This is a genomic window from Mucilaginibacter sp. JRF (assembly GCF_015223065.1).
GTDB lineage: Bacteria > Bacteroidota > Bacteroidia > Sphingobacteriales > Sphingobacteriaceae > Mucilaginibacter.
Window position 1 is genome coordinate 28,472 of sequence record NZ_JADFBY010000001.1, and the last position, 25,009, is coordinate 53,480.

21 protein-coding genes are annotated in these 25,009 nt (G+C 46.4%); 11 read left to right on the forward strand and 10 right to left on the reverse strand.

The features are described from left to right. The first annotated feature begins 29 nt into the window (after positions 1-29). A complete protein-coding gene (locus IM792_RS00125; protein WP_194099654.1) occupies positions 30-2,300 on the forward strand; it encodes a GH92 family glycosyl hydrolase in 2,271 nt (756 codons plus the stop codon). Between the two features lie 65 nt (positions 2,301-2,365). On the opposite strand, the gene IM792_RS00130 is transcribed toward IM792_RS00125, so the two are convergent. The 5 genes from IM792_RS00130 to IM792_RS00150 form a co-directional block, all read right to left on the reverse strand. After that, positions 2,366-2,548 (reverse strand): YtxH domain-containing protein, encoded by a 183-nt coding sequence (locus IM792_RS00130; RefSeq protein WP_194099655.1) that lies wholly within the window; start codon positions 2,546-2,548, stop codon positions 2,366-2,368. A gap of 62 nt (positions 2,549-2,610) precedes the next feature. Next, positions 2,611-3,450: a hypothetical protein gene (locus IM792_RS00135; protein ID WP_228084863.1), complete on the reverse strand. Its 840-nt coding sequence runs from the start codon at positions 3,448-3,450 to the stop codon at positions 2,611-2,613. 33 nt (positions 3,451-3,483) lie between these two features. Continuing rightward, positions 3,484-4,173: an ATP-dependent Clp protease proteolytic subunit gene (locus tag IM792_RS00140; protein WP_194099656.1), complete on the reverse strand. Its 690-nt coding sequence runs from the start codon at positions 4,171-4,173 to the stop codon at positions 3,484-3,486. 143 nt (positions 4,174-4,316) lie between these two features. After that, entirely contained in the window at positions 4,317-4,583 is a 267-nt protein-coding gene (locus IM792_RS00145; protein WP_194099657.1) for a hypothetical protein, read from the reverse strand. Then, positions 4,564-5,100 carry a sigma-70 family RNA polymerase sigma factor gene (locus IM792_RS00150; RefSeq protein WP_194099658.1) on the reverse strand — a complete coding sequence of 179 codons (537 nt, stop codon included), beginning with the start codon at positions 5,098-5,100 and terminating at the stop codon, positions 4,564-4,566. The genes IM792_RS00145 and IM792_RS00150 overlap by 20 nt, the downstream gene beginning before the upstream one ends. A 186-nt stretch (positions 5,101-5,286) precedes the next feature. On the opposite strand from IM792_RS00150, the gene IM792_RS00155 reads away from it, so the two are divergent. Together IM792_RS00155 and IM792_RS00160 are read left to right on the forward strand one after the other, a co-directional pair. Beyond that, positions 5,287-6,894 (forward strand): glycosyltransferase family 39 protein, encoded by a 1,608-nt coding sequence (locus tag IM792_RS00155; protein ID WP_194099659.1) that lies wholly within the window; start codon positions 5,287-5,289, stop codon positions 6,892-6,894. Between the two features lie 144 nt (positions 6,895-7,038). Then, positions 7,039-8,448 carry an alpha-L-fucosidase gene (locus tag IM792_RS00160; RefSeq protein WP_194099660.1) on the forward strand — a complete coding sequence of 470 codons (1,410 nt, stop codon included), beginning with the start codon at positions 7,039-7,041 and terminating at the stop codon, positions 8,446-8,448. Positions 8,449-8,491: 43 nt separating this feature from the next. On the opposite strand, the gene IM792_RS00165 is transcribed toward IM792_RS00160, so the two are convergent. Both IM792_RS00165 and IM792_RS00170 read right to left on the reverse strand, forming a co-directional pair. Further along, a complete protein-coding gene (locus tag IM792_RS00165; protein WP_194099661.1) occupies positions 8,492-9,223 on the reverse strand; it encodes a LytTR family DNA-binding domain-containing protein in 732 nt (243 codons plus the stop codon). Continuing rightward, positions 9,198-10,322: a histidine kinase gene (locus tag IM792_RS00170; RefSeq protein ID WP_194099662.1), complete on the reverse strand. Its 1,125-nt coding sequence runs from the start codon at positions 10,320-10,322 to the stop codon at positions 9,198-9,200. The genes IM792_RS00165 and IM792_RS00170 overlap by 26 nt, the downstream gene beginning before the upstream one ends. Positions 10,323-10,551: 229 nt before the next feature. On the opposite strand from IM792_RS00170, the gene IM792_RS00175 reads away from it, so the two are divergent. Next, entirely contained in the window at positions 10,552-10,860 is a 309-nt protein-coding gene (locus IM792_RS00175; RefSeq protein WP_194099663.1) for a hypothetical protein, read from the forward strand. 62 nt (positions 10,861-10,922) lie between these two features. Here IM792_RS00175 and IM792_RS00180 read toward each other — a convergent pair whose 3' ends face one another. Then, positions 10,923-11,864, reverse strand: a complete 942-nt coding sequence (locus tag IM792_RS00180; RefSeq protein ID WP_228084864.1) for a glycerophosphodiester phosphodiesterase family protein — start codon at positions 11,862-11,864, stop codon at positions 10,923-10,925. 146 nt (positions 11,865-12,010) lie between these two features. Here IM792_RS00180 and IM792_RS00185 point away from each other — a divergent pair, with 146 nt between their 5' ends. From IM792_RS00185 to IM792_RS00215, 7 genes are all read left to right on the forward strand, one after another. Further along, complete coding sequence (locus IM792_RS00185; protein WP_194099664.1) at positions 12,011-12,817, forward strand: ATP-binding protein; 807 nt, start codon at positions 12,011-12,013, stop codon at positions 12,815-12,817. A gap of 10 nt (positions 12,818-12,827) precedes the next feature. Then, positions 12,828-13,274, forward strand: a complete 447-nt coding sequence (locus IM792_RS00190; protein WP_228084865.1) for a nuclear transport factor 2 family protein — start codon at positions 12,828-12,830, stop codon at positions 13,272-13,274. A gap of 313 nt (positions 13,275-13,587) precedes the next feature. Further along, positions 13,588-16,743, forward strand: a complete 3,156-nt coding sequence (locus IM792_RS00195) for a SusC/RagA family TonB-linked outer membrane protein (protein ID WP_228084866.1) — start codon at positions 13,588-13,590, stop codon at positions 16,741-16,743. A 16-nt stretch (positions 16,744-16,759) separates the two neighbouring features. Next, positions 16,760-18,310 (forward strand): SusD/RagB family nutrient-binding outer membrane lipoprotein, encoded by a 1,551-nt coding sequence (locus tag IM792_RS00200; protein WP_194099666.1) that lies wholly within the window; start codon positions 16,760-16,762, stop codon positions 18,308-18,310. Between the two features lie 10 nt (positions 18,311-18,320). Then, the gene (locus IM792_RS00205) at positions 18,321-19,247 is read left to right on the forward strand and encodes an RraA family protein (protein ID WP_194099667.1); all 927 of its coding nucleotides are present in this window, start codon (positions 18,321-18,323) and stop codon (positions 19,245-19,247) included. 22 nt (positions 19,248-19,269) lie between these two features. Beyond that, on the forward strand, positions 19,270-20,751 hold the full coding sequence (locus IM792_RS00210) for a mandelate racemase/muconate lactonizing enzyme family protein (RefSeq protein WP_194099668.1): 1,482 nt from the start codon (positions 19,270-19,272) through the stop codon (positions 20,749-20,751). A gap of 23 nt (positions 20,752-20,774) precedes the next feature. Continuing rightward, positions 20,775-21,899, forward strand: a complete 1,125-nt coding sequence (locus tag IM792_RS00215) for a bile acid:sodium symporter family protein (RefSeq protein ID WP_194099669.1) — start codon at positions 20,775-20,777, stop codon at positions 21,897-21,899. Here IM792_RS00215 and IM792_RS00220 read toward each other — a convergent pair. Then, positions 21,880-23,976, reverse strand: a complete 2,097-nt coding sequence (locus IM792_RS00220; RefSeq protein ID WP_194099670.1) for an alpha-amylase family protein — start codon at positions 23,974-23,976, stop codon at positions 21,880-21,882. The two genes, IM792_RS00215 and IM792_RS00220, sit on opposite strands and share 20 nt — an antisense overlap. 14 nt (positions 23,977-23,990) lie before the next feature. Then, positions 23,991-24,872, reverse strand: a complete 882-nt coding sequence (locus IM792_RS00225; protein WP_194099671.1) for an AraC family transcriptional regulator — start codon at positions 24,870-24,872, stop codon at positions 23,991-23,993. Positions 24,873-25,009 lie beyond the last annotated feature (137 nt).

Consider the following 25,009-nt stretch of genomic DNA (forward strand, 5'->3'; position numbering starts at 1 on the left):
CTATACGCTCAAAACCAATCACTCTTTTTATGAAATTTATTAAAGCCGGCATATTAGCGCTATGTGCCGTAAACACGGCATACGCGCAAAATGCCGATCTGGTGAAGTACGTAAACACCCTGCAAGGTACCAATTCTGAACACAGGCTTACCCGCGGAAACACCTACCCAACAACAGCCCTGCCTTTTGGCATGCACACCTGGACACCCCAAACCGGTAACAACGGCGATGGCTGGAAGTATCAGTACAAAAAGGAAACCATACGCGGTTTTCAACAGGCTCACCAATGCAGCTCGTGGACTAATGATTACTGCGTGTTCTCGCTTATGCCCGTGGCCGGTAAGCTGGTGGTTAATGAAGATGCCCGCGCGTTAAAGTTTAGTCATGCCAACGAGGTAGCTAAGCCTAACTACTACAAGGTTAAGTTTGATAACGGCATCACTACCGAAATTTCACCATCCGAGCGTGGCGCGCACCTGCGTTTCAGCTTTACGGGTGAGGGTGATAACTTTTTGGTGTTGGATGGCTATACAGAGGAAAGCGACATCAAGGTAGATATTAAAAACAAAAAAATAACCGGCTGGGTACACAACGGCCGTGGCTTAACCGATAATTTTAAGAGCTATTTTGAGGTGATATTTGATTCGCCGATAGTAGCCTGCGGTACCTGGACAAAGGAGAACGATAAGATAAACCCATCCGAAACAGCCATACAAGGCAAAAAGGTGGGCGTGTACGTGCAATTTAAAAGCGGCAAACGCGCGGTGCAGGCCAAAGCGGCATCATCATACGTAAGCCCTGAGCAAGCCGACCTAACCCTGCAACGCGAACTGGGTAAGGATAAAAACCTGGAAGCTACCAAGCTTGCCGCTCAAAAGGTATGGAACAAGCACCTGAGCCGTATTTTGGTTGAGGGTGGTACCGAGGATGAAAAGGCTACTTTTTACTCATGCTTTTTTAGGGCGAGTTTATTTTCGCGCCAGTTTTTTGAGTATGATAAGGATGGGCAGCCATATTATTTTAGTCCGTATGATGGTAAGGTGAACAAGGGCTACATGTATACCGATACCGGCTTTTGGGATACTTTCCGTGCGCAGTTTCCGCTAAATGCTTTAATGTACCCTAAAATGCACGGCCAATACATGCAGGCCATGCTGGCCGCTTACGATCAGTGTGGTTGGCTGCCGTCATGGTCGTTTCCCGGCGAGGCGGGTAGCATGATCGGTAATCACGCCATATCATTATTTGCCGATGCCTGGGCGAAGGGCATCCGCACGTTCGACCCTAAAAAAGCGCTGGAAGCCTATCGCCACGAGGCATTCAACAAAGGCCCATGGGGCCCGGCAAACGGTCGCGATGGCTGGAAGGAGTACTTTGAGCTGGGTTACGTGCCATATCCAAAATATCGCGAGGCAACAGCCAAAACCCTTGAATATGCTTACGATGATTTTTGCGGCTACCAGTTAGCTAAAATGACCGATAACCCTTTTTACGAAGGCGTTTTTGCAAGGCAGATGTATAACTACAAAAATGTATTTAACCCGACAACCGGCTTTATGCAGGGCAGAGATAATGATGGACAATGGTCGGGCAATTTTGACCCGATAGAGTGGGGCGGCCCATTTACCGAGGGTGCGCCGTGGCATTGGGTATGGTCGGTTTTTCATGATATTAAGGGCCTGACCGGCCTCATCGGCAGCGACCAGAAGTTTGTAGCCAAGCTCGATTCGGTATTTAGCGAACCCAACAAATTCAAGGTAGGTACCTACGGCGGCCCGATACATGAGATGACCGAGATGGCGATGATCAATATGGGGCAGTACGCGCATGGCAATCAGCCTATACAACACATGGCCTACCTGTATAACTATGCCGGCCAGCCGTGGAAATCGCAATATCACCTGCGCAACATCATGAGCAAGCTGTATAATGCTACCGAGGATGGTTATCCCGGCGACGAGGATCAGGGTCAAACATCATCATGGTACGTATTGAGCGCTTTAGGATTATACAGCGTTTGCCCCGGTACCGATCAGTACGTAGTAGGTAGCCCGGTATTCAAAAAGGCTACTATCACGCTCGAAAATGGTAAGAAATTCGTGATCGATGCTACCAACAACAGCCAGGCCAATGTGTACATCCAATCAGCTAAACTGAACGGTGCTGATCATCCGCAAAATTATATTACTTATGGCGATATGATGAAGGGCGGCACATTCAACCTATCGATGGATAGCAAACCCAATACATCAAGAGGGGTGAGTGAGAATGATAAACCATTCTCGGTATCAGCAAAATAAAAAGTATAAAAACAAACAAGCCCCGGATAATTCCGGGGCTTGTTTGTTTTTATAATGACGCTTACTTATGCCTTTACTTTAACTTTCGCGAGGGCATCCTGGCCATATTTTTTTAGATTATTGGCCCAATCGGGCGCCTTATCCAAAACATCATCGACTATGGAGTGCCCGTTGGCATCACGTTTGGTAAGGTAGCTTACACCATAAGCTACAGCTGCACCTATTGCAATAAATTTAAGTACATTCATGGTAATATGTATTTGTTATATAGATAATAACAAGTATGGTGCCATTTTATCGCATCCGGCTCTTATTTTAAGCCTGTTACCAATAGTTGGTTCGCGAATTTTAAGGAGCAGTGCTGGTATTGCGCATAGGCTTTGGCCGCGTTTCCCTGCACGCTTGCCCAATCACGCTCATTGTTTACAAAGGCCGATAGCGCATTGTGCAAGGTATAAGCTTCGGGGCACATCAGGCCGGTTGTTAGCAGGGTGTTGTTCGCTTTTGCTCCATCCAGGTAAAAGGCGAAATTCTTTTTGCTGAAGCAAGCCAAAATGATAGCATCACGTTTTTGTTTGGTTTTGTTGATGAAATCATCAGGCAGCGAAAAATCCATCAACCCATCATGGCCAATGTAGGCCAGCAGCCGGGCATTACCATTTATACCTATTGTAGCGCCTTTTACATTGATGGTATCAGCCAATTTAACGGCGCACGAGTTTAACAAATCAATAGTGCATTCCTTAATATTCCTGCCACGATAGGCATCGGCCACCAGGTATACATTTTTTGATGTATGGCGATAAACCAGTCGCTCAAGCCGTACCGAATCTATACCGTACTGTTTAACCAACTTCCACTCCTTACTGCGGCTAAAGAATGATCGCACGCCGTAAATACCACCCCAATACAGGTTGTTATTCATATCATCGCCATTGCCTATCTTTTCGGGCACGGGTACAATGCCCTGGTATTTATTATCGCACAGGGCTACAAATACATGTATGCTTTTGGCAGGACCATTAAAGGCTATGTTGGTTAACCTGACAGAATCGGGCTTATTAGTGCCGGTTGTTTGCCCGCCGTAATTATTGCACGACAGGCAAAGCCAGCAAAATATCAGCGTACATATGGTAAGGGCATTCTTCATATTCGGGTAACCAAATATAATGGAATACCGGTGTTATTTACCCTCGCCCAAAATCTCATCAATAACGCCAAACTCTTTGGCTTCCTGGGCTATCATCCAGTAGTCGCGGTCTGATACCTGGTGCACTTTGTCGTAGGTTTGGCCGCTGTGATTAGCAACAATGGTGTACAGGTCTTTTTTGATCTTGGCTATTTCGCGTGCGGTTATTTCAATATCGGCCTGTGTACCCTGTACCCCGCCCGATGGCTGGTGCAACATTACCCGCGAATGCTTCAGTGCAGCACGCTTACCAGGCGCGCCCGAGCATAGCAATATGGCCGACATGGATGCCGCCATACCGGTACAAATGGTAGCCACATCGGGCGCTATAAAGTGCATGGTATCATAAATACCCAATCCGGCATAAACCGAACCGCCCGGCGAATTAATATACAGCTGTATATCGCGCTTGGTATCGGTTGATTGCAGAAACAGCAATTGCGCCTGTATAATATTAGCGATCTGATCGTCAATAGCCGACCCCAGAAAGATGATACGATCCATCATCAGGCGCGAAAAAACGTCCATTTGCGCAACATTCAGCTGGCGCTCCTCCATAATATAAGGAGTGGTAGCCATAGGTAACTGCATGGTGTTAATATGGTTAATGTAAGCATCAACCCCCAAACTTTGGGCACGGCGATGCCCCACCGCATAACTGCGGAACTCGTTAGTGTAATTCATAAAGTTGTGTTTTTTTAAACTGTGTTAGTAATTCCTGTCATTTCGAGCGGTAGCGAGAAATCTGTCTGCGTTCATAGTCCGGCGACAGATTTCTCCTCGTACCTTGTTCGAAATGACAAAGGATTTTGTTTGGGTGTGGGTAATTATCTAAAAAAGCTCAACACCCGTTGGGCAAACGTACGGTGCTGTTTATTATTAAAAAGCGTTTGGTGTACAGCCTCAATCTCGGTACGTAATTGCTCGCGGCTGTATTGTTTAACCAGTTCAACGGCGTGGCGTTGGGCTTTTACATTGGTAAGCATATCATGGTCCAGCAGCATGCGGGCTTCAAACAACAGCTTATCGCCGGTTGGCAGCTGTTTGTTAAGGTAGTCCTCGGCCAGTTTTATATTATTCAATGAAGTCCGCATACTGTAATGATTGTTGTTTAACGGTATTACGCACTTTTTCAAGGCACTTATATTTTTGTACTGTTGCCGAGCGTACACCCGAGTAGCCGAACGCTGTGGCAATCTCCTCCGTATCTAACTTATCGTAATAAAAAGCCTTTAGCATATCCATACACTTTTTACCGGCTGTGGCCAGGTAAGCCAATAGCTTGTTTGCAGATGGTGCGGCTTCCTCATCATCGGTAACATCATCACCGTAGCCATCCAAAGGCAATTGTTTGCTTTTGTTACGATAGCGTTGCAGCCACAGGTTGCGGGCGGTGCCAAACAGGTAACCGTTTTCGGTATTGTGGATAGCGGTATTGTTCACCAATACTTTTTCATAATAAGCTATAAGCGCATCCTGAAAAACATCCTTAGCCTCATCAAAACTGCCGCCCATTTTGCTTACATAGGCGGCCACCGCCGGAAAGGCGTTTTGATACAGCTTACTAAAAAGCTGTTCCCGTTTTTGAGCTGTGTTATTAAACGCTGCCATATTATCGCTTTTTATTATGATGTGTAATTGGCCGGCCAACTATCACCCGCTAATTTAATTTTTTTTTAATGTTGATGTTAAATACATGCGGGTAACCCGGTTATTTTACATTTAGTTTAACATTAAGTTGCTAATATTGCAGTTTAAAACAGCAGGACACCATCACACCCATTGCTCCTCACATACATGAAAAAGCTTACTGAACAGAATGCCGCGCGGTACACCTTAGTGTTGATAGCCATAACCTTTGTTGTACGTATACTGATTGCCGCCTACACCGGTTTAGGCATCGGCGAATCATACTATTTTCGTGGCGCGCTAACGCTCGAAATGAGTTACTTTGACCAACCGCCCTTGTTTTTTTGGCTAAGCTGGTTAAGCATAAAGGTATTAGGACTGAGCACTTTCGCGCTGCGTTTCCCGGCGGTTATATTGTTCGCGGGTACAAGCTGGTTCTTGTTTTTGCTATCGCGAAAATTGTTTAATGCCAAGGCAGGCTTTTGGGCGGTAGCCATCATGAATTTAAGCGCGGTATTTACCGTGGCCATTGCCTGCTGGTTTCAGCCCGATGCGCCGTTGATGTTCTTTTGGATGGCGGCGGCATACTATATAGTCCGGGTAATGGGTATAAACCAGGCCGAAGCCCTATCGAGCAACGCGTATATGGGCTGGCTTTGGATAGGGGTACTGATGGGGTTGGCTACGCTGAGCAAATACCATGTGCTGTTCCTGTTCGCGGGGGTGTTTTTATTTGTGGTGGCTAATAAAGATCAGCGCCACTGGCTACGCCATCCGGGGCCTTATCTGGCGGTGTTGTTAACGCTGATCATCGCTTTCCCGGTTATTTGGTGGAACTATAAAAACGACTGGGCATCATTCGTGTTCCAGGGTTCACGCGCGGGCGATGGCGGTAAATTCCAGCTGCATCCCGAGTGGTTTTTGCGCAGCATTGGCGGGCAGGCCTTGTGGCTGCTGCCTTGGGTTTGGGTACCCGTTATCGGTCAGTTCATCCGCTCGTATAAGGATCGTAATACATCCATAGCCTACAGCTTCGTTTTCTGGACTTCGGTATTACCTATTGTATTTTTTACCGTGGTAACCCTGTGGGCCGATTTGCAATATCATTTCCATTGGCAGGCTCCGGGTTACATGATGCTGTTTATGCCGCTGGGTTATGTTATCGATAAAAAACTGAATGGCGCGGTAGAACAAGCCCGCTCTACACGCCGCTGGCTGCGCTTTTCAACCGGCTTTACGGTGATTGTAATTACGGTGCTTAGCTTGCACATGGTTACCGGTTTTTGGCAAAGCTACGGCCCTAAATGGGTAGTAGGCCTGGCCGGTGATACTGATGACCCAACTATTCAGGGTATTGATTACGACGATATTTACAAGCGCTTTGAAAAAGAGGGCTGGTTCAATAACGACCATTTGTTTGCAGGTGCCCCACGCTGGTGGTTAACCGGCAAGGTTGACTGGGCGCTAAAAGGCAAAAAGGATATCATCTGCTTTAATAATGATCCACGTAATATGGCTTTCCTTGTAGACCCGAACAAATTGTTAGGGTACGATTGCGTGGTAATAGGCCAGCGCCACCAGGTAAATGTGGATAATGATGTTAAGCCATTTTTTGATTCGGTAGAGCAATTGCCTGATATTGCCATTATGCGTAACGGGGTTGATGAATTGCATTTACAAGTATATTACTGCAAAAAATTCCATTTGCCGGCACAACAGCGCGACGATCTGCCGCTGTATAAGCAATTGACCGGCAGGCCGCCGTTTAGCAAATAAACCCCTCCCAACCCACCCCGAGGGGGAGGGCTTTTACATATATTGGCAAGTTGTGGTAAAAGGGTTTATCAATTTGCCAAAAATACTTAATGGTGCAGTGCGCAATTTGAGGTACTTTAGGTTTTTATTAACCTTTACTAAAAAATGCGATACACCAAAGTTAAATCCATTTTCACACTTTTATTTGTGCTGATGCTGCCTGTTGTGCTGCGCGCGCAAACGGCCACTACTAAAGCCAACAATCTTAACCAGTTGCAGCAACAGTTTGTTGATCTGCGTTTTGGTATGTTCATCCACTTTAACATGCCAACCTATTGGAATGCCGACTGGCCCGACCCGGAAGCTTCTCCGGCATTATTCAACCCTAAAAAACTAAACGCCGACCAATGGGCTAAGGCCGCTAAATCGGCTAATATGAGCTATGGCTGTTTAACTACCAAGCACCATAGCGGCTTTTGTATTTGGGATACCAAGAGTACCGATTACAGCGTAATGAACAGTCCGTACAAAAAGGATGTGGTAAAGCAGTTTGTTGATGCTTTCCGCGCCAACGGATTGAAGGTAATGCTGTACTACTCTATTTTAGATACCCACCACAAGATTCGCCCTCACCAGATAGAGCCCGAAGATATTGAGATGATCAAAACCCAGCTTACCGAGTTGCTGACCAAATACGGTAAGATAGAAGCGCTGATTATTGATGGTTGGGATGCTCCGTGGTCGCGTATATCATATGATGATGTGCCGTTTGAGGATATCTATAACCTGATCAAGAAACTACAGCCTGATTGTTTGGTGATGGATTTGAACGGAGCTAAATATCCGGGTGATGGTTTGTATTATACCGATATCAAAACCTACGAGATGGGTGCAGGGCAGCGTATGTCAAAAGACGTTAAGCGTATGCCAACCCTGGCTTGTTTGCCTATCAACAGCGCCTGGTTTTGGAAAGAAGATTTCCCGACCGTGCCGGTGCGCGAGCCGCAAAAAATAGTTAACGAGCTGATAAAGCCGTTAAACGAGGCCAGCTGTAACTTTATCCTCAACGTAGCGCCCAACCGAGATGGTTTGATTGACGATAACGCCCTGGCCAGCCTGAAAGAAGTAGGCAAGCTTTGGAAAAACGAAGGTGCTACCACTAAGCTATCGCCATTGGAGGACCCGATCATAGCCAGCAACATTGCCAAAAATGCGCCATCAAACTCAAGCTGGAGCGATGATATGAACATTATGGATTTTGCTAATGATGATGATTACCATTCATCATGGCAGTCAAACCCGCGCGTTAAGGAGCCTTGGTTCGAGATTGATTTTAAAAAGGATAAAAGCTTTAACACAATTGTAGTGTTCGAGTCAAAGGCCAACATCAGCAAATACAAACTGCAATACTGGGATGGAGCTGCCTGGAAACAAATATTCAGCGGTGACAATAGCGAGCGTGTAAAACTTCACCGTTTTGATCGTGTTTGGGGCAGCAAAGTACGCATCCAGATAGAGGGCTACAAAGACGCCCCATCAATAGCCGAATTCCAGGTGTTTGATGAAAGGAGATAAGAAAGTTTAGAACTGACTTGAAGCCCGGTTATGCCGGGCTTTTTCAGTTAAAAAACAACTGCTCTGTCTTTAATTTCTTTTGTACATCCTGCTTGTAATTGCGGCCAATGGGTAATTCGTGGCCGTTAATTTCGAGGCTGTAGGCATAAAACGAATTGATTTTTGATAGCGATACTATGAACGACCGGTGTATGCGCACAAAATGCCTGTCGGGTAGCATCTCCTCTAAAAAACTAATTTTTTGCTTGCTGATGTACACCTGATCGGCAGTAACCACCTTTACATAATCGCGTATGCTCTCTATCCATAAAATGGCGTTGATGTTGAGTTTGATGGTTTTGCGGTCAACCTTAATGTACAAAAACGCTTCCTGATCGCCAACCGGTGTTTCGTGGGCAATACGTGTAGTGGCGCGGTTATCATACAGCTGGTATACTTTATCCATCGCCCGCAAAAAACGATCGAACGATATGGGTTTCATCAGGTAATCAACCGCGTCAAGATCAAAACCTTCCAACGCGTACTCGCTGTAGGCGGTGGTAAATATGGTTTTAGGTCGATTTTTAAGGCTACGCAAAAAATCGGTACCGTTAAGGCCGGGCATCTTGATGTCCAGAAACATCAGGTCTACCGGTTTTTGTTGCAACAGCTGGAATGCCTGTATAGCATTGCCGCACTTGCCGGCTATCTCTACATCGCTAAAATTTTCGAGGTAACTGCTTATTATCTCAATGGCCAGCGGTTCATCATCAACTATAAGTGTACGTATCTTCATGTGGTTTGGCGGTAGGTAAGGCCTGTTCGCGGCGGGTAAGCCTCAGTTCAAGCACAATTAAAAAAGCTTCATCATCATCCAGAATTTTAAGGCTATGCTGCTGCGGGTATAAAAGCTCCAGTCGCTTTTGTACATTTTGCAGGCCAATGTTGCCAAAGTGTTTATCGGCATCATCGGTAACCTGTTCCGGTTTACTATTAGACGCTTTAATTTTCAATACGTTACCAATAACCGATAAATTGATGTTGATCCAGTTGTGGCCAAGCTTTTCGCTGGCGCCGTGCTTAAAAGTATTTTCAATAAAGGGGAGTAGCAAGAGGGGGGCAATGTACAAGCCGTTCAGGTCGCCGGTAATGTTAAAGGTCAGGTCGAGCCGTTCCTCATAGCGCAGCTTTTCCAGTTCGGTATAGTGTTTCAGCATACGTACCTCGTTGGTGAGTGGCACCAGGTCGGTATTACACTCGTACAGCATGTATCGTAGCATCTCCGACAGGCCCAATACCGTGTTTGATGATTTAGGCGAGTTTTGCAACGTAAGCGAATACAAATTATTCAAAGTGTTGAACAAAAAATGCGGGTGCAGTTGTCCTTTCAGTGCATCCAGCTCGGCTTTAAGGGCGGCTTGTTTACGCTCGTGCCACATTTTAAAGTACTTTACACCGATGCCAAACCAGGCCACCAGGTTAAGGCTTTTAAATGCATTGAAAAAATATACCGGATTGGTAAGCAAATACCCAACAGAATGGCCATCATACGGGTCATGAAACTTGCCTAAAAAATGCCGTGCCAGGTAGGGGAAGGCGATATAAATATCAACCAACCGCGATGCCATGCCCAATACCAAATTGGTAAGCAACAGCATCAACCCGAACTGTACGTATTTGCCTGTTAGCAGGTAACGGGGAATTAGCCAGTAGCCAATGGCATAAAACAGCCCAATGTGCAACGGCATAAAAAATACGTTGTTGTGCAGCGCTATTTGCCAGGTACTTTTAAACGAGTACATCAGCAAATAAAATAACCATACAACAAGCCAAAACACCACATGCTGCGCCACCCGGTTATTTGCAATGCCCTGTATGTTTATGCCCTTTGCCATATACTAAATTATAGCAAATATTTGATTGATAGATGAATAGCCGACGAAATGCAAGTTAAGCATGACGAACAGCATGTTTCGGTACATCAAGCGTGATTAAAAACGGTTAAACGGCATTAGCAATGGTTTTTAGGTAGCCTGTGGTTGTTCAAGCCACGAGTATCGTAACTGTTTTATTAAGGAGTAGCGGGCAAATACTTTTGATGCATAATTTAAATACATCACAGTTATGAAAAAAATGATACTTGTAATGGCCTTAACAGTTATGGCCTTTACCCAAAGCGTAGCAAAAGCTACTACCGACTCACTACAAGGCTACTGGGTTATTGAAAGCAATGTTAAAACCCCAAAGCTAAACACGGTTAAGTTTTATAATGATGCCAACCACCTGGTGTACCAGGAAACGGTGAACAGCAAAATAAAGCTTAGCGATAAGCGCGTGCAAAAAGCGCTAAATAAAATACTGGTGGTAATGGTTAACCAAAAACAATACACAGCCGACCAGGAACTGATCAGCATCTACCTTGCAAAACAATAATTAAAAAAAGTCAGCAATGCCCCGTATAGTAGCGGGGCTTGTTGTTTTATACGAGGGGAAGCTTATTTATTTTGATAACTGCCGAACAGTTCCACCAATATGTCCGGATTGTCGGATATAATGCCATCTACCTTCATGGCGGCTAACTGTTTCATGCCTTCGGCATCGTTTACCGTCCAGGGTATTACTTTAAGGCCGGCCTCGTGCGCGTCGTTCACAAAGGTGGCATCTATCTGTTTATATTCCGGGCTGATGATCTGCGGCTGAAAGCCCAGCTTATCCAGATTTTCTTTTAGCGATTTTTTGTTCGATATCAAATACGCCAGCACCACCTTCGGGTATTTGGTGTGCAGGTATTGCAGCGGGCGCTCATCAAACGATTGTATGTTGCAGCGTTTTAAAATGCGTTTTTGTTTAAGCAGGGCCATTACCTTATCGGCCATTACATCCGGCGTAGGGTGCTCCACATTATCGCCTTTGGGCGAGCATTTTATTTCGATGTTATAATTGATGGGTTTAAGGTGTTTTTGCTTTACGTAACGCTCAACGCTATCAATCATTTCGGCAAGCAGGGGCTTGTAGGTACGCATCTTTTTTTGCGCGGTAAAACCGGGGTGCACTTTGCTGCCGCCATCATATTTGCGAATGCTATCATAAGGCATAGTGTATAGCAACAGGCTTTTCTGCTCATCTTTAGTTATCTCGCTGCCATCGGGTTTCAGCATAAAATCGGCATTCATATACGTATCGTGCGATACCACAACCTGCCCGTCCTTTGATATTACTACATCCAGCTCCAGCGTGCGCGAGCCAAGATCAACGGCGTGCAGCATGGCTTCTATAGAGTTTTCGGGCATTAGCGAACGGCCGCCACGGTGGGCTTGCAGATCAATTTTATTTTGAGCCGATGCTGCTAATAAAGTGCAGCTTAGCAGTGCAGTAAGTAAGTGCTTCATAAGCCGGGCAATATCCGCTTTTTGTTTTAATGATGGAGGGTATGCCATGTAAAGGTTTTGTTAAGCACGGCAGGGTATTTGGATAAGTTAACCAATTTGTGTGCTATATTAACCTGTTGATAGTTTGTATGTTTTGGCAACAAATAGTATTAAAACTGTGTTGTAGCTTTACATCAAACCAAAAATCTGCCTTAATGATGAAGATAACCGCTTCCCTGCTATTGCTGATGCTGCCATTTGGCGTATTCGCGCAACACTCCGTACAAAAAATTTGGCAAACTGATAGCGTGCTGGCCACGCCCGAATCGGTATTGCCTGCCGGTAAGGTACTGTATGTATCGCTTATTAACGGTAACGAAAAAGATGGTATAGGCGGCATTGCCAAAGTATCGCCGGAAGGAAAGGTGATAGATACCGCCTGGGTAACCGGCCTTAACGCGCCAAAAGGCATGGGCATTTACAAGAATACCCTGTATGTGGCTGATCTGAGCGAATTGGTATCGGTAGATCTGAAAACGGGCAAGGTTAACAAAAAGCTGATCGATGAAAATGCCGGACTGAATGATGTGAGTATTGATCCCAAAGGTGTGATCTATGTATCCGACCCTAAAAATGCCCGTGTGTTTCGCTTTGAGGGCGATAAGCAGGAGGTTTACCTGGAGAATTTAAAGGGCGTTAACGGTGTAAAAAGCATCGGTAACGATCTGTATGTGCTCACCTCCGAAGCGGCATACAAGGCCGGTCCGGATAAAAAGCTGACCAAAATTTGCGACCTTGAACATGGCGGCGATGGTATTGAACCCGTTGGCAACGGCGACTTGCTGATAACGGCCTGGGTAGGTTACCTGTATTATGTTACTCCTGATGGTAAAAAGCAAATTTTGCTGGATACGCATGAAAGTAAAAGTAAAACTGCCGATATTGGCTACGACCCTAAAAAGAGGATAATTTACGTGCCCACGTTTTTTGGTAATTCGGTAGTGGCGTATAAACTGAACTAAAGGAGAATACATGATGAAGATAAAACACTGTTTTTTTATACTGATAAGTTTTTTCGCGCTGGCAATGCCTGCCACCGGTTTTGCCCAAACAGCAGCCGAAAAGCAGGTTGCCGATGCTGTTGATACCCTGTATAAAGCGGTGGTTGATGCCAACAAAATCACGCTAAGCAAACTCACCGCGCCTCAACTCAGTTTTGGCCATTCCAGCGGTAAGGTAGAGGATAAGGCCGCCTTTATTGAGGCCCTGACCAGCGGCGCATCTGACTTTACGAGTATTAAAACAAGCAACCAAACCATAACCATTGCCAAGGATGTTGCCATAGTAAGGCATATATTAAACGGCGAGATACTTGATGGCGGCAAACCGGGCACAGTTAAGCTCGGAATATTATTAATTTGGAAAAAACAGCAAAAACAATGGATCTTATTAGCACGGCAAGCGTATAAAGTACCCTAACACTTCTTGTTAATACTCGCTGCTTTTATATATGCAAGGGCACTCCGATAGGGGTGCCTTTGCTGTTTTAGGGCTATTGTGTTTTAATTGATAAAGTGCATGTTTTCAGGTTAATATATTACATCAAAATGCTATGATAATGAATTTTGGTGACTTAGTTAATGCCTTTATTTGCTTCATGCTTTTCCATTCTGTTTTGCGGATAAGCACCGGGCCTTACAATTGCCCCAATTATAAACCAGGTAGAATAAATTTTTAATTAAGCTTTTTTGAGTGGCCCTTTAGGGGTGCTGTACAATTAATGATTTATTGTATGAAATCGATTGAAACCAATAATAACCTCAATAATATGAACCTGAAATTTTACAAACCAATTGCATGGCTGCTGGCATTTATGTGCCTTTGCTGCCTGCAAGTTTACGCGCAGGAGGCGGTGCAAATTACCGGCACCGTAAAAACCGACAAGGGCGAAATACTTGCAGGGGTATCCGTACGGATAAAGAACACCACAACCGGTGCCGTAACCGATGCCAGCGGCAAGTATACCCTGCGTGTGCCTAACCGATCGGCCATACTGCAAATATCGTACATCGGTTTCGCTACTAAAGAAATACCCGTAGGGGCAGGCAATGTGCTCAACATTGTTTTGGAGGAGAACAGCAACCAGCTAAGCGATATTGTTGTTACCGCCCTCGGCATTAAGCGCGAATCAAAAAAGCTGGGCTACTCAACCGCTACCGTAAATACCGATCTGCTTACGGTTAACCGTACCACCAACGTAGGTAACAGCCTCGAGGGTAAAATAGCGGGTGTAAACGTTACGCCGCCTGCCGGTGGCCCGGGTGGGTCAACCAAGATCCGCATCAGGGGGCAGTCATCCTTTGGCGGTAATAACTCACCATTAATTATTGTTAACGGTATTCCTATCAACAATACCTCTGTTTCGGCAGGTGGTTTCGCGGGCAATGGCGCGGGCAACGTAACCGGCGGCTCGTCTGACCAGGGCGACGGTTTGCAAAGTATAAACCAGGACGATATCGAATCAATGACGGTACTGAAAGGTGCTGCCGCTGCCGCGCTGTACGGTTTCCGTGCAAAGGATGGCGCAATTATTATCACTACCAAATCGGGCAGTAAAACACAGGGTATAGGTATCGAACTAAACTCCAACTATCAGGCCGACCAGGCGCTGGATTATACCGATTTTCAATACGAGTACGGTCAGGGTGAATACGGCAAACGCCAAACCACCCTTGCCGAAGCACAAACATTTGGTGTACATGCCTTTGGCGAACGCTTTGATGGCGTGCCAACCATCCAGTTCGATGGATCTATGCAACCTTACTCGCCGCATAAGGATCGTATATCAAGGTTTTATCGTACCGGCCGCAACTTCTCCAATTCGGTAGCCATATCAGGTGGTAGCGAAAAGGGAAGCTTCCGCTTATCGTTCGCTAATAACGATGCGAATGCCATTATGCCTAATTCTGATTACCATAAAAAGATACTCAACCTTGGCCTTAATTATAAGGTTACGCCAAAGCTTAGTTTGCAATTAAACGCCAACTACTCTAACGAGTATAACCACAATCCGCCTCAAATAGGTATTCAGGATATGAACGCCAACACCACCATTTATACGTTGGCCAACAGCATTAATACCGATTGGCTGAAGAATTACAAGGATGCCAACGGTAACGAGATGCCGCTATCACGCTTCACCAACCGTAACAACCCTTACTGGGTGGCCCTGCAAAGGTTTGAGAATGTGCGCCGCGACCGTATTTTCGGTAACGCCTCGCTGCGTTACCAGTTTACCGATTGGTTGTACTTGCAGGCTCGTATAGGGCAGGATTACTTTACCCGCCCGTACAATTATAACCGCCCTACAGGTACCCGCTCTATAGGCGCGGTAACAACGGGCTTTAATGGCTATTACTACCAGGATGTAACCACCTTCAGGGAGCGTAATATGGATTTCCTGATCGGTGCCAACAAAAAAGTTAAAGACTTTGGCTTTGACCTTACCCTGGGTGGCAACGCCATGAAACAGGTAAGCGATGTAATGGGTACAGCGGTTACCAACTTCTTTGTGCGCGATCTGTACACTATCAGCAACGGGCAGGTTAAAAACCCGAACTACAGTTATTTTGAAAAGCGGGTTAACTCGGTTTATGGATCGTTCGAGGTATCGTACAAAAACTTTTTGTACATAACCGCAACCGCCCGTAACGATTGGTTCTCAACCCTTAATATCAACTCCAACAGCTACCTCTATCCATCAGTAAGCGCCAGCTTTGTGTTTAGCGATGCTATACGCATGCCATCGTGGATTGATTATGGTAAGGTACGTGTAGCCTACGCCGAGGTGGGTGGCGATACCGACCCGTATGCCAATACGTTGTATTACTCGCTTAACTCTAATCCGTTTGGCGGCACGGCGCTGGGTTCTATAAATAGTGATGTTAGTCCGAATTCAGGCTTGCGCCCGTTGAAGGTGAAGGAAAAAGAGGCCGGTTTAGAGATAAGAACGTTTAACAGCCGTCTGAATCTGGATATGTCTGTCTATGAAAAGAATACCGTAGATGAGATATTGAACGTAGATGTTTCGGTAGCATCAGGCTTTAACTCAACCAAGGTGAATATTGGTAAGCTGCGTAACCGTGGCGTTGAAGCCTTGCTGACCATTGTGCCGATAAAAAAGGAAGGCTTTAACTGGGAAACCGCCTTTAATGGATCGTACAATGCATCAAAGGTAATGGAACTGGCAAACGGGCAGGCGCGTGTTGACGTGGGCACCGGCGAGTTTTTCGGTACCGTATCGCACGAGATAGGTTTGCCGCTGGCATCACTGCGTGGCTTTGATTACCGCCGCGATGCACAGGGTCGTATAGTTACCATAAACGGCCTACCTCAGCGTGGTGACCTGACCACCTTTGGCAGCGCCATACCTAAATGGGTAGGCGGCTGGACAAATACCTTCCGCTACAAGGGCTTCCGCGTATTTACACAGGTTGATTTTAAGGCCGGTGCCACGCTGATGTCAAACTCGAACCTTAACTTTTTGCGCGAGGGTTTATCAAAACAATCATTGGTCGGTCGTGAAGGAGGTGTTGTGTTTGATGGCGTAAATCCTGATGGCACACCTAATACCACCGCCGTTGAGGCCGAAACTTTTTACTCAAACTATCGCACCACAAACATAGCCACACCATTTATTTATAACGCGGCATTTGTAAGGTGGCGTTCCTTATCAGTAGGGTACGATTTCAGCAAATACATGAAAAAAACCTTTGTTAAAGGCCTGAATGTATCGTTGCTGGTTAACAACGTGCTGATGATCAAGAAATACATTGATAACCTCGATCCGCAGGCCAGCGTTTCGGCGTCTGATAACCTGCAAGGCATCGAATCGCACACGCTGCCAACCACGCGCAGCTATGGTATCAACGTAAATGTTAAACTCTAACTATCCCGAAATCATCATGAAAAAGAAATATATTATTACCCTGCTGGCAACCATGATAACGCTTGGTGCCTGTAAAAAGAATTTTGAGGAGATCAACGTAAACCCGGTATTGCCATCCAATCTTGATCCGGCTTACCTGTTCTCCAATGCCGAATTCAGCGCCGCGTTGCCCAACTACTACTATCAACCCATGATAGTGCAGCAACTGGTTACACCCAATACAGGGGTGTTAGAGGGCGGCAACCACAACGTAAGTTATGACCCTAATGCCAGCATCACCTTTAATTATTTGTACCGCAGTACCAGCAATACCGGTGGCGCGGTAACAGGCCCGGTAGTGTTACTAACCACCGTGCTCGATCAGTTAAAGGATCAGCCACTGCGTAGCAACCTGTATAACATGGCCCGCATTTTTAGGGCGTATATATTTATGATACTGGTTGATACCTATGGCGATGTGCCTTACAGCGAGGCTGGCCGGGGTTATATTGATGGCATAAACTTGCCTAAATATGATAACCAGCAGGATATTTATACCGATATACTGAAAGAGCTTAACGAGGCCACCAAAGCCCTCGATGCATCAAAAGCCATTGAGGCGGGCGACCTGTTTTATAAAGGCGATATTGCCAAATGGAAAAAGCTGGGCAACTCACTGCTGCTGCGTGCTGCCATGCGTTACAGCAAGCTGGATGCTAATAAGGCACAGCAATATGTTACCATAGCGGTAAACGGCGGCCTGATGCAGTCAAATGCTGATAATGCTTTTATACAGTTCAATAGTACCTTTAATAGCCCTACAGGCAGCTGGTTTCAGGCTACCGAGCGTGGTAATATTTACCTGGGTGCACCTTTTGTGGAGTATTTGCAGGATACTGAAGACCCGCGCCTGCGTGTTATAGCGGTTAAGTATGCTATGCCTGCCAATCCGCTGGCTACGGTAGGTACCGAGAATACCAACCCCGCCGATCAGGAAGGGATGCCATTTGGTTATAATGAGTCGACCATCAGCACCGCGCCGGGCTTTCCGGGCAGGTTGGGGGCGGGGTATGCTTACTCGCAGGTTAACCGCCGTACGCTGGGTAAAATTGATATCCCGGAATTTTATGTAACCTACTCGCAAACATCACTGTTGTTAGCCGAGGCTGTGCAGCGCGGCTGGGCAACCGGTACCGTGGCCACCTTGTACGAGAATGCTGTAAAGGCCCACATGGATCAGCTTGCGCAGTATGATGCTACGGCAACCATCAGCACAGCCGATCAGAATGCTTACCTGCTGGCCAATCCGTTTAACCCGGCTACCGCCTTGCAGCAAATCAATACACAATACTGGATATCATCATTTTTGAATGGAAACGAGGCCTGGGCCAACTTTAGGCGTAGTGGTTTCCCGGTGTTAACACCAAACCCATACCCAACGGCTGATGCATCGGTACAAGGGGCGTTCATCCGCAGGCTTACCTATCCGCTACGCGAGCAAACGGTAAATGCTACCAATTACCAGGCTGCCATTGCGCATAACGGTCCCGATAATTTAGCTACACGTGTTTTTTGGGACATACAATAACACCGGCATTATGATGAAAAGGACGATAATATTTGCAGCGTTGCTATTGGCAACGCTGCACTTAAAGGCTCAGCAGGTAACCCTCACACCCGATCAAATAAAACTGCTTACCGCCGACTGGAAAGGCGAACGCACAGCTGATGGCCGGCCAAAGGTATCTGACGATGTGCTGGAGCGATTCAAGAATGTAGGTATTGAGGATGTTTGGGGCTTTTTGCGCGGCAAGGGCTACCAAAACCAGTTTGAGGGCGATTGGATGATACTGCACCCCGATAGCGTAATGGTTGGCCGTGCGGTAACAGCCCAGTACATGCCCTTGCGCCCCGATGTAGATAAGGTGATCAAGGATAAAGGCAAAACCGAAGGCCGTGTTGGGCCAACCAACTCATGGCCTATTGATGTGCTTAAGAATGGTGATGTATACGTAGCCGATGGCTTTAACAAGGTAGTTGATGGTACGCTGATAGGCGATAACCTGGGCAACTCCATATACGCCAAAACCAAACGCGGGGTGGTGTTCTACGGCTCGGTGCGCGATCTGGAAGGGTTAAATGAGATCAAGGGCTTTAACGGCTGGATAAAGGCGGTCGATCCATCGTACCTGCAACAGGTAATGCTGGCGGGTATCAACGTGCCCATCCGCATAGGGCGGGCAACTGTTTTGCCCGGCGATGTGGTGTTGGCCAAGCGTGGTGGTACACTTTTTATCCCTGCCTCGCTGGCTGATGAAGCCGTTATTACCGCCGAATTTATTGTGCTGCGCGATGAATACGGCCATCAACGCCTGCGCGAAGGCAAATACACCCCCGGACAAATTGACAGCCAATGGACAGAGGAGATCAAAAACGATTTCATCAAATGGCTTAACAGCTACCCCGGCAAACTGCCCATGACCCGCAAACAACTCGACGATTACATGAAGAACCGTACCTGGTAATAAATCAAACCTAAATAATGATATGAAAAACGAATTACTCAAGCTGTTAGCTAACGGCAAGCAATTAGATAAACAATCAAGGGAATCACTTACGCCAAATAAGCCGGAGGAAACCAAGGGCTCGGCCCGGCGCGATTTTTTAAAGAAATCGGCATTAGGCGGTGGTTTAGCGCTGGGTGGTATGTTGTTCTCATCAACCGAGGATACGCTGGCGCAATCAACCTCAAAAGTTAACCGCAACAGCTCCCCATCAGAACTAAAGATAACCGATATGCGGTACATCGTGCCCATGACCACAGTAGGCCGCTGCCCCATTATCCGCATTGAAACTAACCAGGGTATTTATGGCCTGGGCGAGGTGCGCGATGGTGCCGACCCACGCTATGCCTTGTTGCTGAAAAGCCGCATTTTAGGCATGAACCCATGCAGTGTGGAGATGGTGTTCAAGGCCATTAAGCAATTTGGTTTTCATGGCAGGCAGGCGGGCGGTGTTTGCGCGGTTGAAATGGCCCTTTGGGATCTGGCGGGTAAGGCTTACAACGTACCCGCTTACCAATTGCTTGGCGGTAAATACCGTGATACCGTAAGGCTTTATGCCGATACCCCGGAAGAAGAAGACATGACCGTTTTTAGCGCCAAAGTAAAGGATAGGCTGGTGACCAAAGGTTACACCTGGTTAAAAATGGACCTGGGTATTGAGCTGATCAAGGATATTCCCGGTACCACTGTTAACTCCGGTTTTTGGAAAGGCAGCCAGTGGAATGATAAGCCAATGTCGTTGGGTAATACCAAACACCCTTTTACACAGATACAGATAACCGAGAAGGGTTTGGATGAAATAGCCAAATATGTTGATAAGGTGCGCAGCGCGGTGGGGTATGATGTCCCGCTATCGTCAGACCATTTTGGGCATTTTGATATCAATAACTCCATCAGGCTGGCCAAAAAGCTGGAACCATACCGCCTGGCCTGGATGGAAGATATGGTGCCCTGGGAGTTCACCCAGCAGTGGAAAGAGATAACCACCGCTATTGAAACACCAACAGTTACAGGTGAAGATATCTATCTTAAAGAAGAATTCATTAAATTGGTCGACAATCACGCGGTTGATATCATCCACCCTGACCTTTCATCGTCGGGTGGGTTGCTCGAAACCAAGAAGATAGGCGATTACGCGGAAGAACATGGCGTTGCCATGGCTATGCACTTTGCCGGTACACCGGTGGCCTTTATGGCCAATGTGCATTGCGCTGCCGCTACGCAGAATGTTTTGGCGCTTGAGCATCACAATATTGATTTGCCTTATTGGGAAAGCTACGTGAAAACGGTAGACAAAAAGCCGTTGATCGAAAAAGGATTTGCTTTGGTACCCGATTCGCCGGGGCTGGGCATTGAGCTTAATGAGGAGGTGCTTAAACAACACCTCGACCCGAAAGATAAATCATGGTTTGTGCCTACCAAGGAGTGGGATGAGAAACGATCGTGGGATAGATTGTGGAGTTAATTAATCAATTTTAAACAAAACTTATGGTACCAGCTAAAGTTTATTATGCTTTCTCAGCACTCAGTTTATTGAGTTTTATTATTGTATCAGTAACCGGTCATCCGCAATGGGGCGGCTGGTTACTGATGATCTTGTTCATCACCCTTGCCATGGCCTTCAGGCAGCACCCAAAGCTCAAGGGCTTCTCGTTCACCATCATGATATTCGCGGCGGTGAGTTTGGCCATGTATTACCCGCAGTATTTTGTACAGGTTGGCGATTTTAAATTGTCGCGCCTGATTGTTCCGCTGTTGCAGATCATCATGTTCGGCATGGGCAGCGAGTTGAGCATGAAGGAGCTTGCCCTGGTGTTAAAGCAACCCAAAACCATCATTATTGGCGTAATATGCCATTATACGGTGATGCCGTTGGTAGGCTATCTGCTGGCCAATACCTTTAACTTTCCGCCCGAAATTGCTGCCGGTATTATATTGGTAGGTTGCTGTCCAAGCGGTTTGGCATCCAACGTAATGTCGTATCTGGCGAGGGCTAACCTGGCGCTATCTATCGCTATTACAACCGTATCAACATTACTGGCTCCTGTATTTACACCGCTGTTAATGCGCTTGTTGGCAGGCAGATTGGTTGAGGTTGATTTTTTAGATATGGCTTGGGATACTACCAAAGTGGTACTATTACCTATCATTGCCGGTGCCTTATTCCATGCCCTGGTGCGTGGCAAGGTTAAATGGCTTGATAGTATTATGCCACTGATCTCCATGATCGGTATCGGTTTGATCATCGTGGTTATTACCTCGGCAGGGCATCAAAGTTTACTGAATGTAGGCTTGATGCTGATAGTGGCGGTATTTATCCACAACGTATCGGGCTATACATTAGGTTACTGGCTGGGCCGATTAATGGGCTTTGCCGAAAAGGATTGCCGTACCATATCATTAGAAGTAGGTATGCAAAACGGTGGTTTAGCCTCCGGACTTGCCTTGCTGATGGGCGGCCTGGCAACTATAGGTTTGGCACCTGCCATATTTGGCCCGATGATGAACATTACCGGCTCATCATTAGCTACCTGGTGGCACGGCAAAATACCACCGGAGGATATTGCCGCCGAAGCCGCCGCGCAGGAAGCGCCTAACGGTCAATTAGCATAATTTTATAATCATCCAACCGGTCGGCAGTAAAAGTTACATAGCCATCGGCATAAGTAAATTTAACCGGCCTGCCACTCAGCAGGTCGGTTACACGAGCGGGTTTATACCCGCTTTTTATTTTTAAGCTGATGTTGTACACCGGCAGCGCAGGCAGGTAGCTGGTTGAACTTACACCTGTAAGGTTAATAAGATGTAATATCATGCCATCATTATCGCTTTTATTTGTCGCTGTATTTTTAGCGTATAGCTGTAATACTGTTTCAACCTTGGCATGCGCGTTGGTAATGAGCTGCTTTTCGGCATCAGGATAAATGTTGTTCAGCATATCAAGCAATAGTTGCTTATGTTCCTGATAGCCGTTATTGTAATACAAGCGCCCAACATTAAAAGACATCAATACCGCTTTAGCATTGCCATGCTGTTTAATAGCCAGCATTTTATCGCCGGTAATATCGTGCCCGCCAATAATCTCCGGCGGACCGGTACGGCCTTTCGCCAGCAGCGGCAGGCCGGTTTTATCCGCGCCCGACAGATCATACAAAGCCAGGTTGTACTTCATAAAAAGCATGGTCTGTCCCTTGAAATTTTTAAAGATAGCCCTGTCCTCGGGTACCATATAATTACCTGCCGCATCAGTACTAAGGCTCTTTAATTTTGCGCCGAATAGTTCAGTTAACAAAGCGGCATTATCATTCAAGGCTATGTTGGTGGCTATAATGTTGGTGCCATTGGCAATGGCGGCCTTTAATTGTTTTACGCTGCCATCGTTTAAAAAGGTAATATCGGGCAGTATAATTACCTTGTAGTTTTTGAGCTTGTCGCCACGGTTTTGTAGTTGATTGTCCTCAATGATATCAAAGGGTATGTGCGCCTCCTGCAATATTTGCTGTATTCCCCGATATTCCTGCGCGGGTGTGCCATTAGGCCATGAACCGGGCGCTACCACAGCTATTTTAGCTATGGATGTATACCTGCCAAAATAAGGCTCGTGCTTTTTATGCAAACCATATATTTTACTGATCGCCTTATAATTACGTTCGTCCTCATAGCCACGGGTATCACCCATCATGCTAAGGTCAAGACCGGAGCCGTGCGCCATATTCTGGTACAGGCGGATAGAAATCTCCTCCGGCTCAATAGCGTTATAGCGCGATTGAAAGGAAATCTGCTGAATGCTGGCATTACTTATTACATGATCGGGGAAGGTAGTACCGGCATTATTCACATTATCGGCCGCGCTGTAAGGCCACAAGGGTAACGAGGGTACAGCCTGTGTTTCGTGGCGAATAATGTCTACATACTGATCGGTATAAGTACAAATGGCCGTCTGCGGGTTTTTGCCTTTTACAAGGGTGTATAGCCGCTTAGCCCAATCATCCAGCGTGAACTTTTTGAATTTAAGGTATTGTTGATACAGGGTGTCGGTCTTATTTTCCTCAAGTGGTAACGCCTTGCCGCCGCTAAACTCGGCAAAACGTTTTTTATCATATTCGTTTTGGTCGATGCCCATGTAGCGGCCCTCGTAGGTGTTATTTGTTTGGTAGCCGGGCATGTTCAAAAATATACCGTCGATAGGGTAGTTGTCCATTACCTCGGTAACAATACCAAAGGCGCACTGCTGCACATACGGCCCGTTGATGGATACGGTATACATGCCCGGGTTGGTCATCCGCTCACCTTTTGGCGATATATAGCACCAATCGGGATGGGCTTTGTAAATACTCTCGTGTACACGACTAAAATCAAACCGAACAATAACCTTAATACCCTGCTTATGGCATTTGGCCACCACATCCTTCAAAAAATCGCGTTTTACATACGGGTTTTGGTACTGGTAAGGCAATTTGGTTGGATAAAATGCCATAATGCCACCCGCGTTGATGATAAGCGTATTGGCCGAAAACTTCACCAGGTCAGCAACCAGCGAGTCGGGGTTGAGGGTTGCGGCCTCGTAATCGGGCAGGTTGGTTTGTATGGCCCTTAAGTTATTACGTTTCCACCAGCCGGGTTGCTGTTGTGCCCGGCCGGGCAACCAAAGTATTATCGCTATAAGTAGAAGTAGTAAGGTTTTATTCATGCTTTGATATATGTTTAAGCCACATGCTCAATATGGATGTAATTGGCCCGGTACTCCAGCGGGTGCTTATTGGTTACCGCCTTAAACTGATGGTAAAAGTGCGATATGTTGTTATAACCGCAGGCATAACCAATTTCGGCCACATTCAAATCCTGCTCGGCCAGCAGGCGGCAGGCATGGCCTATGCGCACCTCTATCAAAAAATCGAAATAGGTTTTCTTGGTTTTTGATTTAAAGTAACGGCAAAACGAATGCTTACCCATCGCTATCAGGTCGGCCACCTCCTCAATGGTTATCTTGTTTTGAAAGTTATTGAATGTATACTCAAATATCTTATTGATGCGCGATTTATCGATGTTATTGGCCTCATGGTTAAAGCCGTTACTTGATATGGTAGAGTACTCCTGCGCCGAGGCGATGAGTTCCAGCACGGTAAGTAAGTGTACAATGCGTTTCCCCGGCGCTTCGTTCAGCATATCATCTATTACACGTGCTACCTTTTTGCGGGTTTCACCATGAATACGCAGGCCAAGTTTGGCATGTTCCAGCAAGCGGGTAATATTTTTAAGTTCCGGTAAACTGAGCAAATGGTTGCCCCATAATTCCTGCTGAAACAGTACCACTACCGATTCGCCTATCCGTTCATCCGTACGCTGCATATACTTGCGCTCGTGCCTGAAGGTGTGGGGCAGGTTTGATCCAAATAAAAAGGTATCGCCATTTTTAAACGGGCCTACATGGTCGCCAATTAAACAGGTACCCGAGCTGCGCTTTATCAGCAGCAACTCTATCTCCGGGTGATAGTGCCACGAGCTCAGCATGGCTTCGCCTACATCCTTGTGTATATTAAAGGAGTGGTCGGGCGTTGGCGTGGCTTTTTTAAGGATAGCTTTCATAACTCAGGGTTTTGGTTTTAGGTCAACATGTTACACAGCAGGTTAATGTAAGGGCATTGTTGGGTATATTACAACAGTAACAATAGCGCTAACATGCTACACAATGGTTAGTTGTACAGGTTTGTCGTAACAGGTAA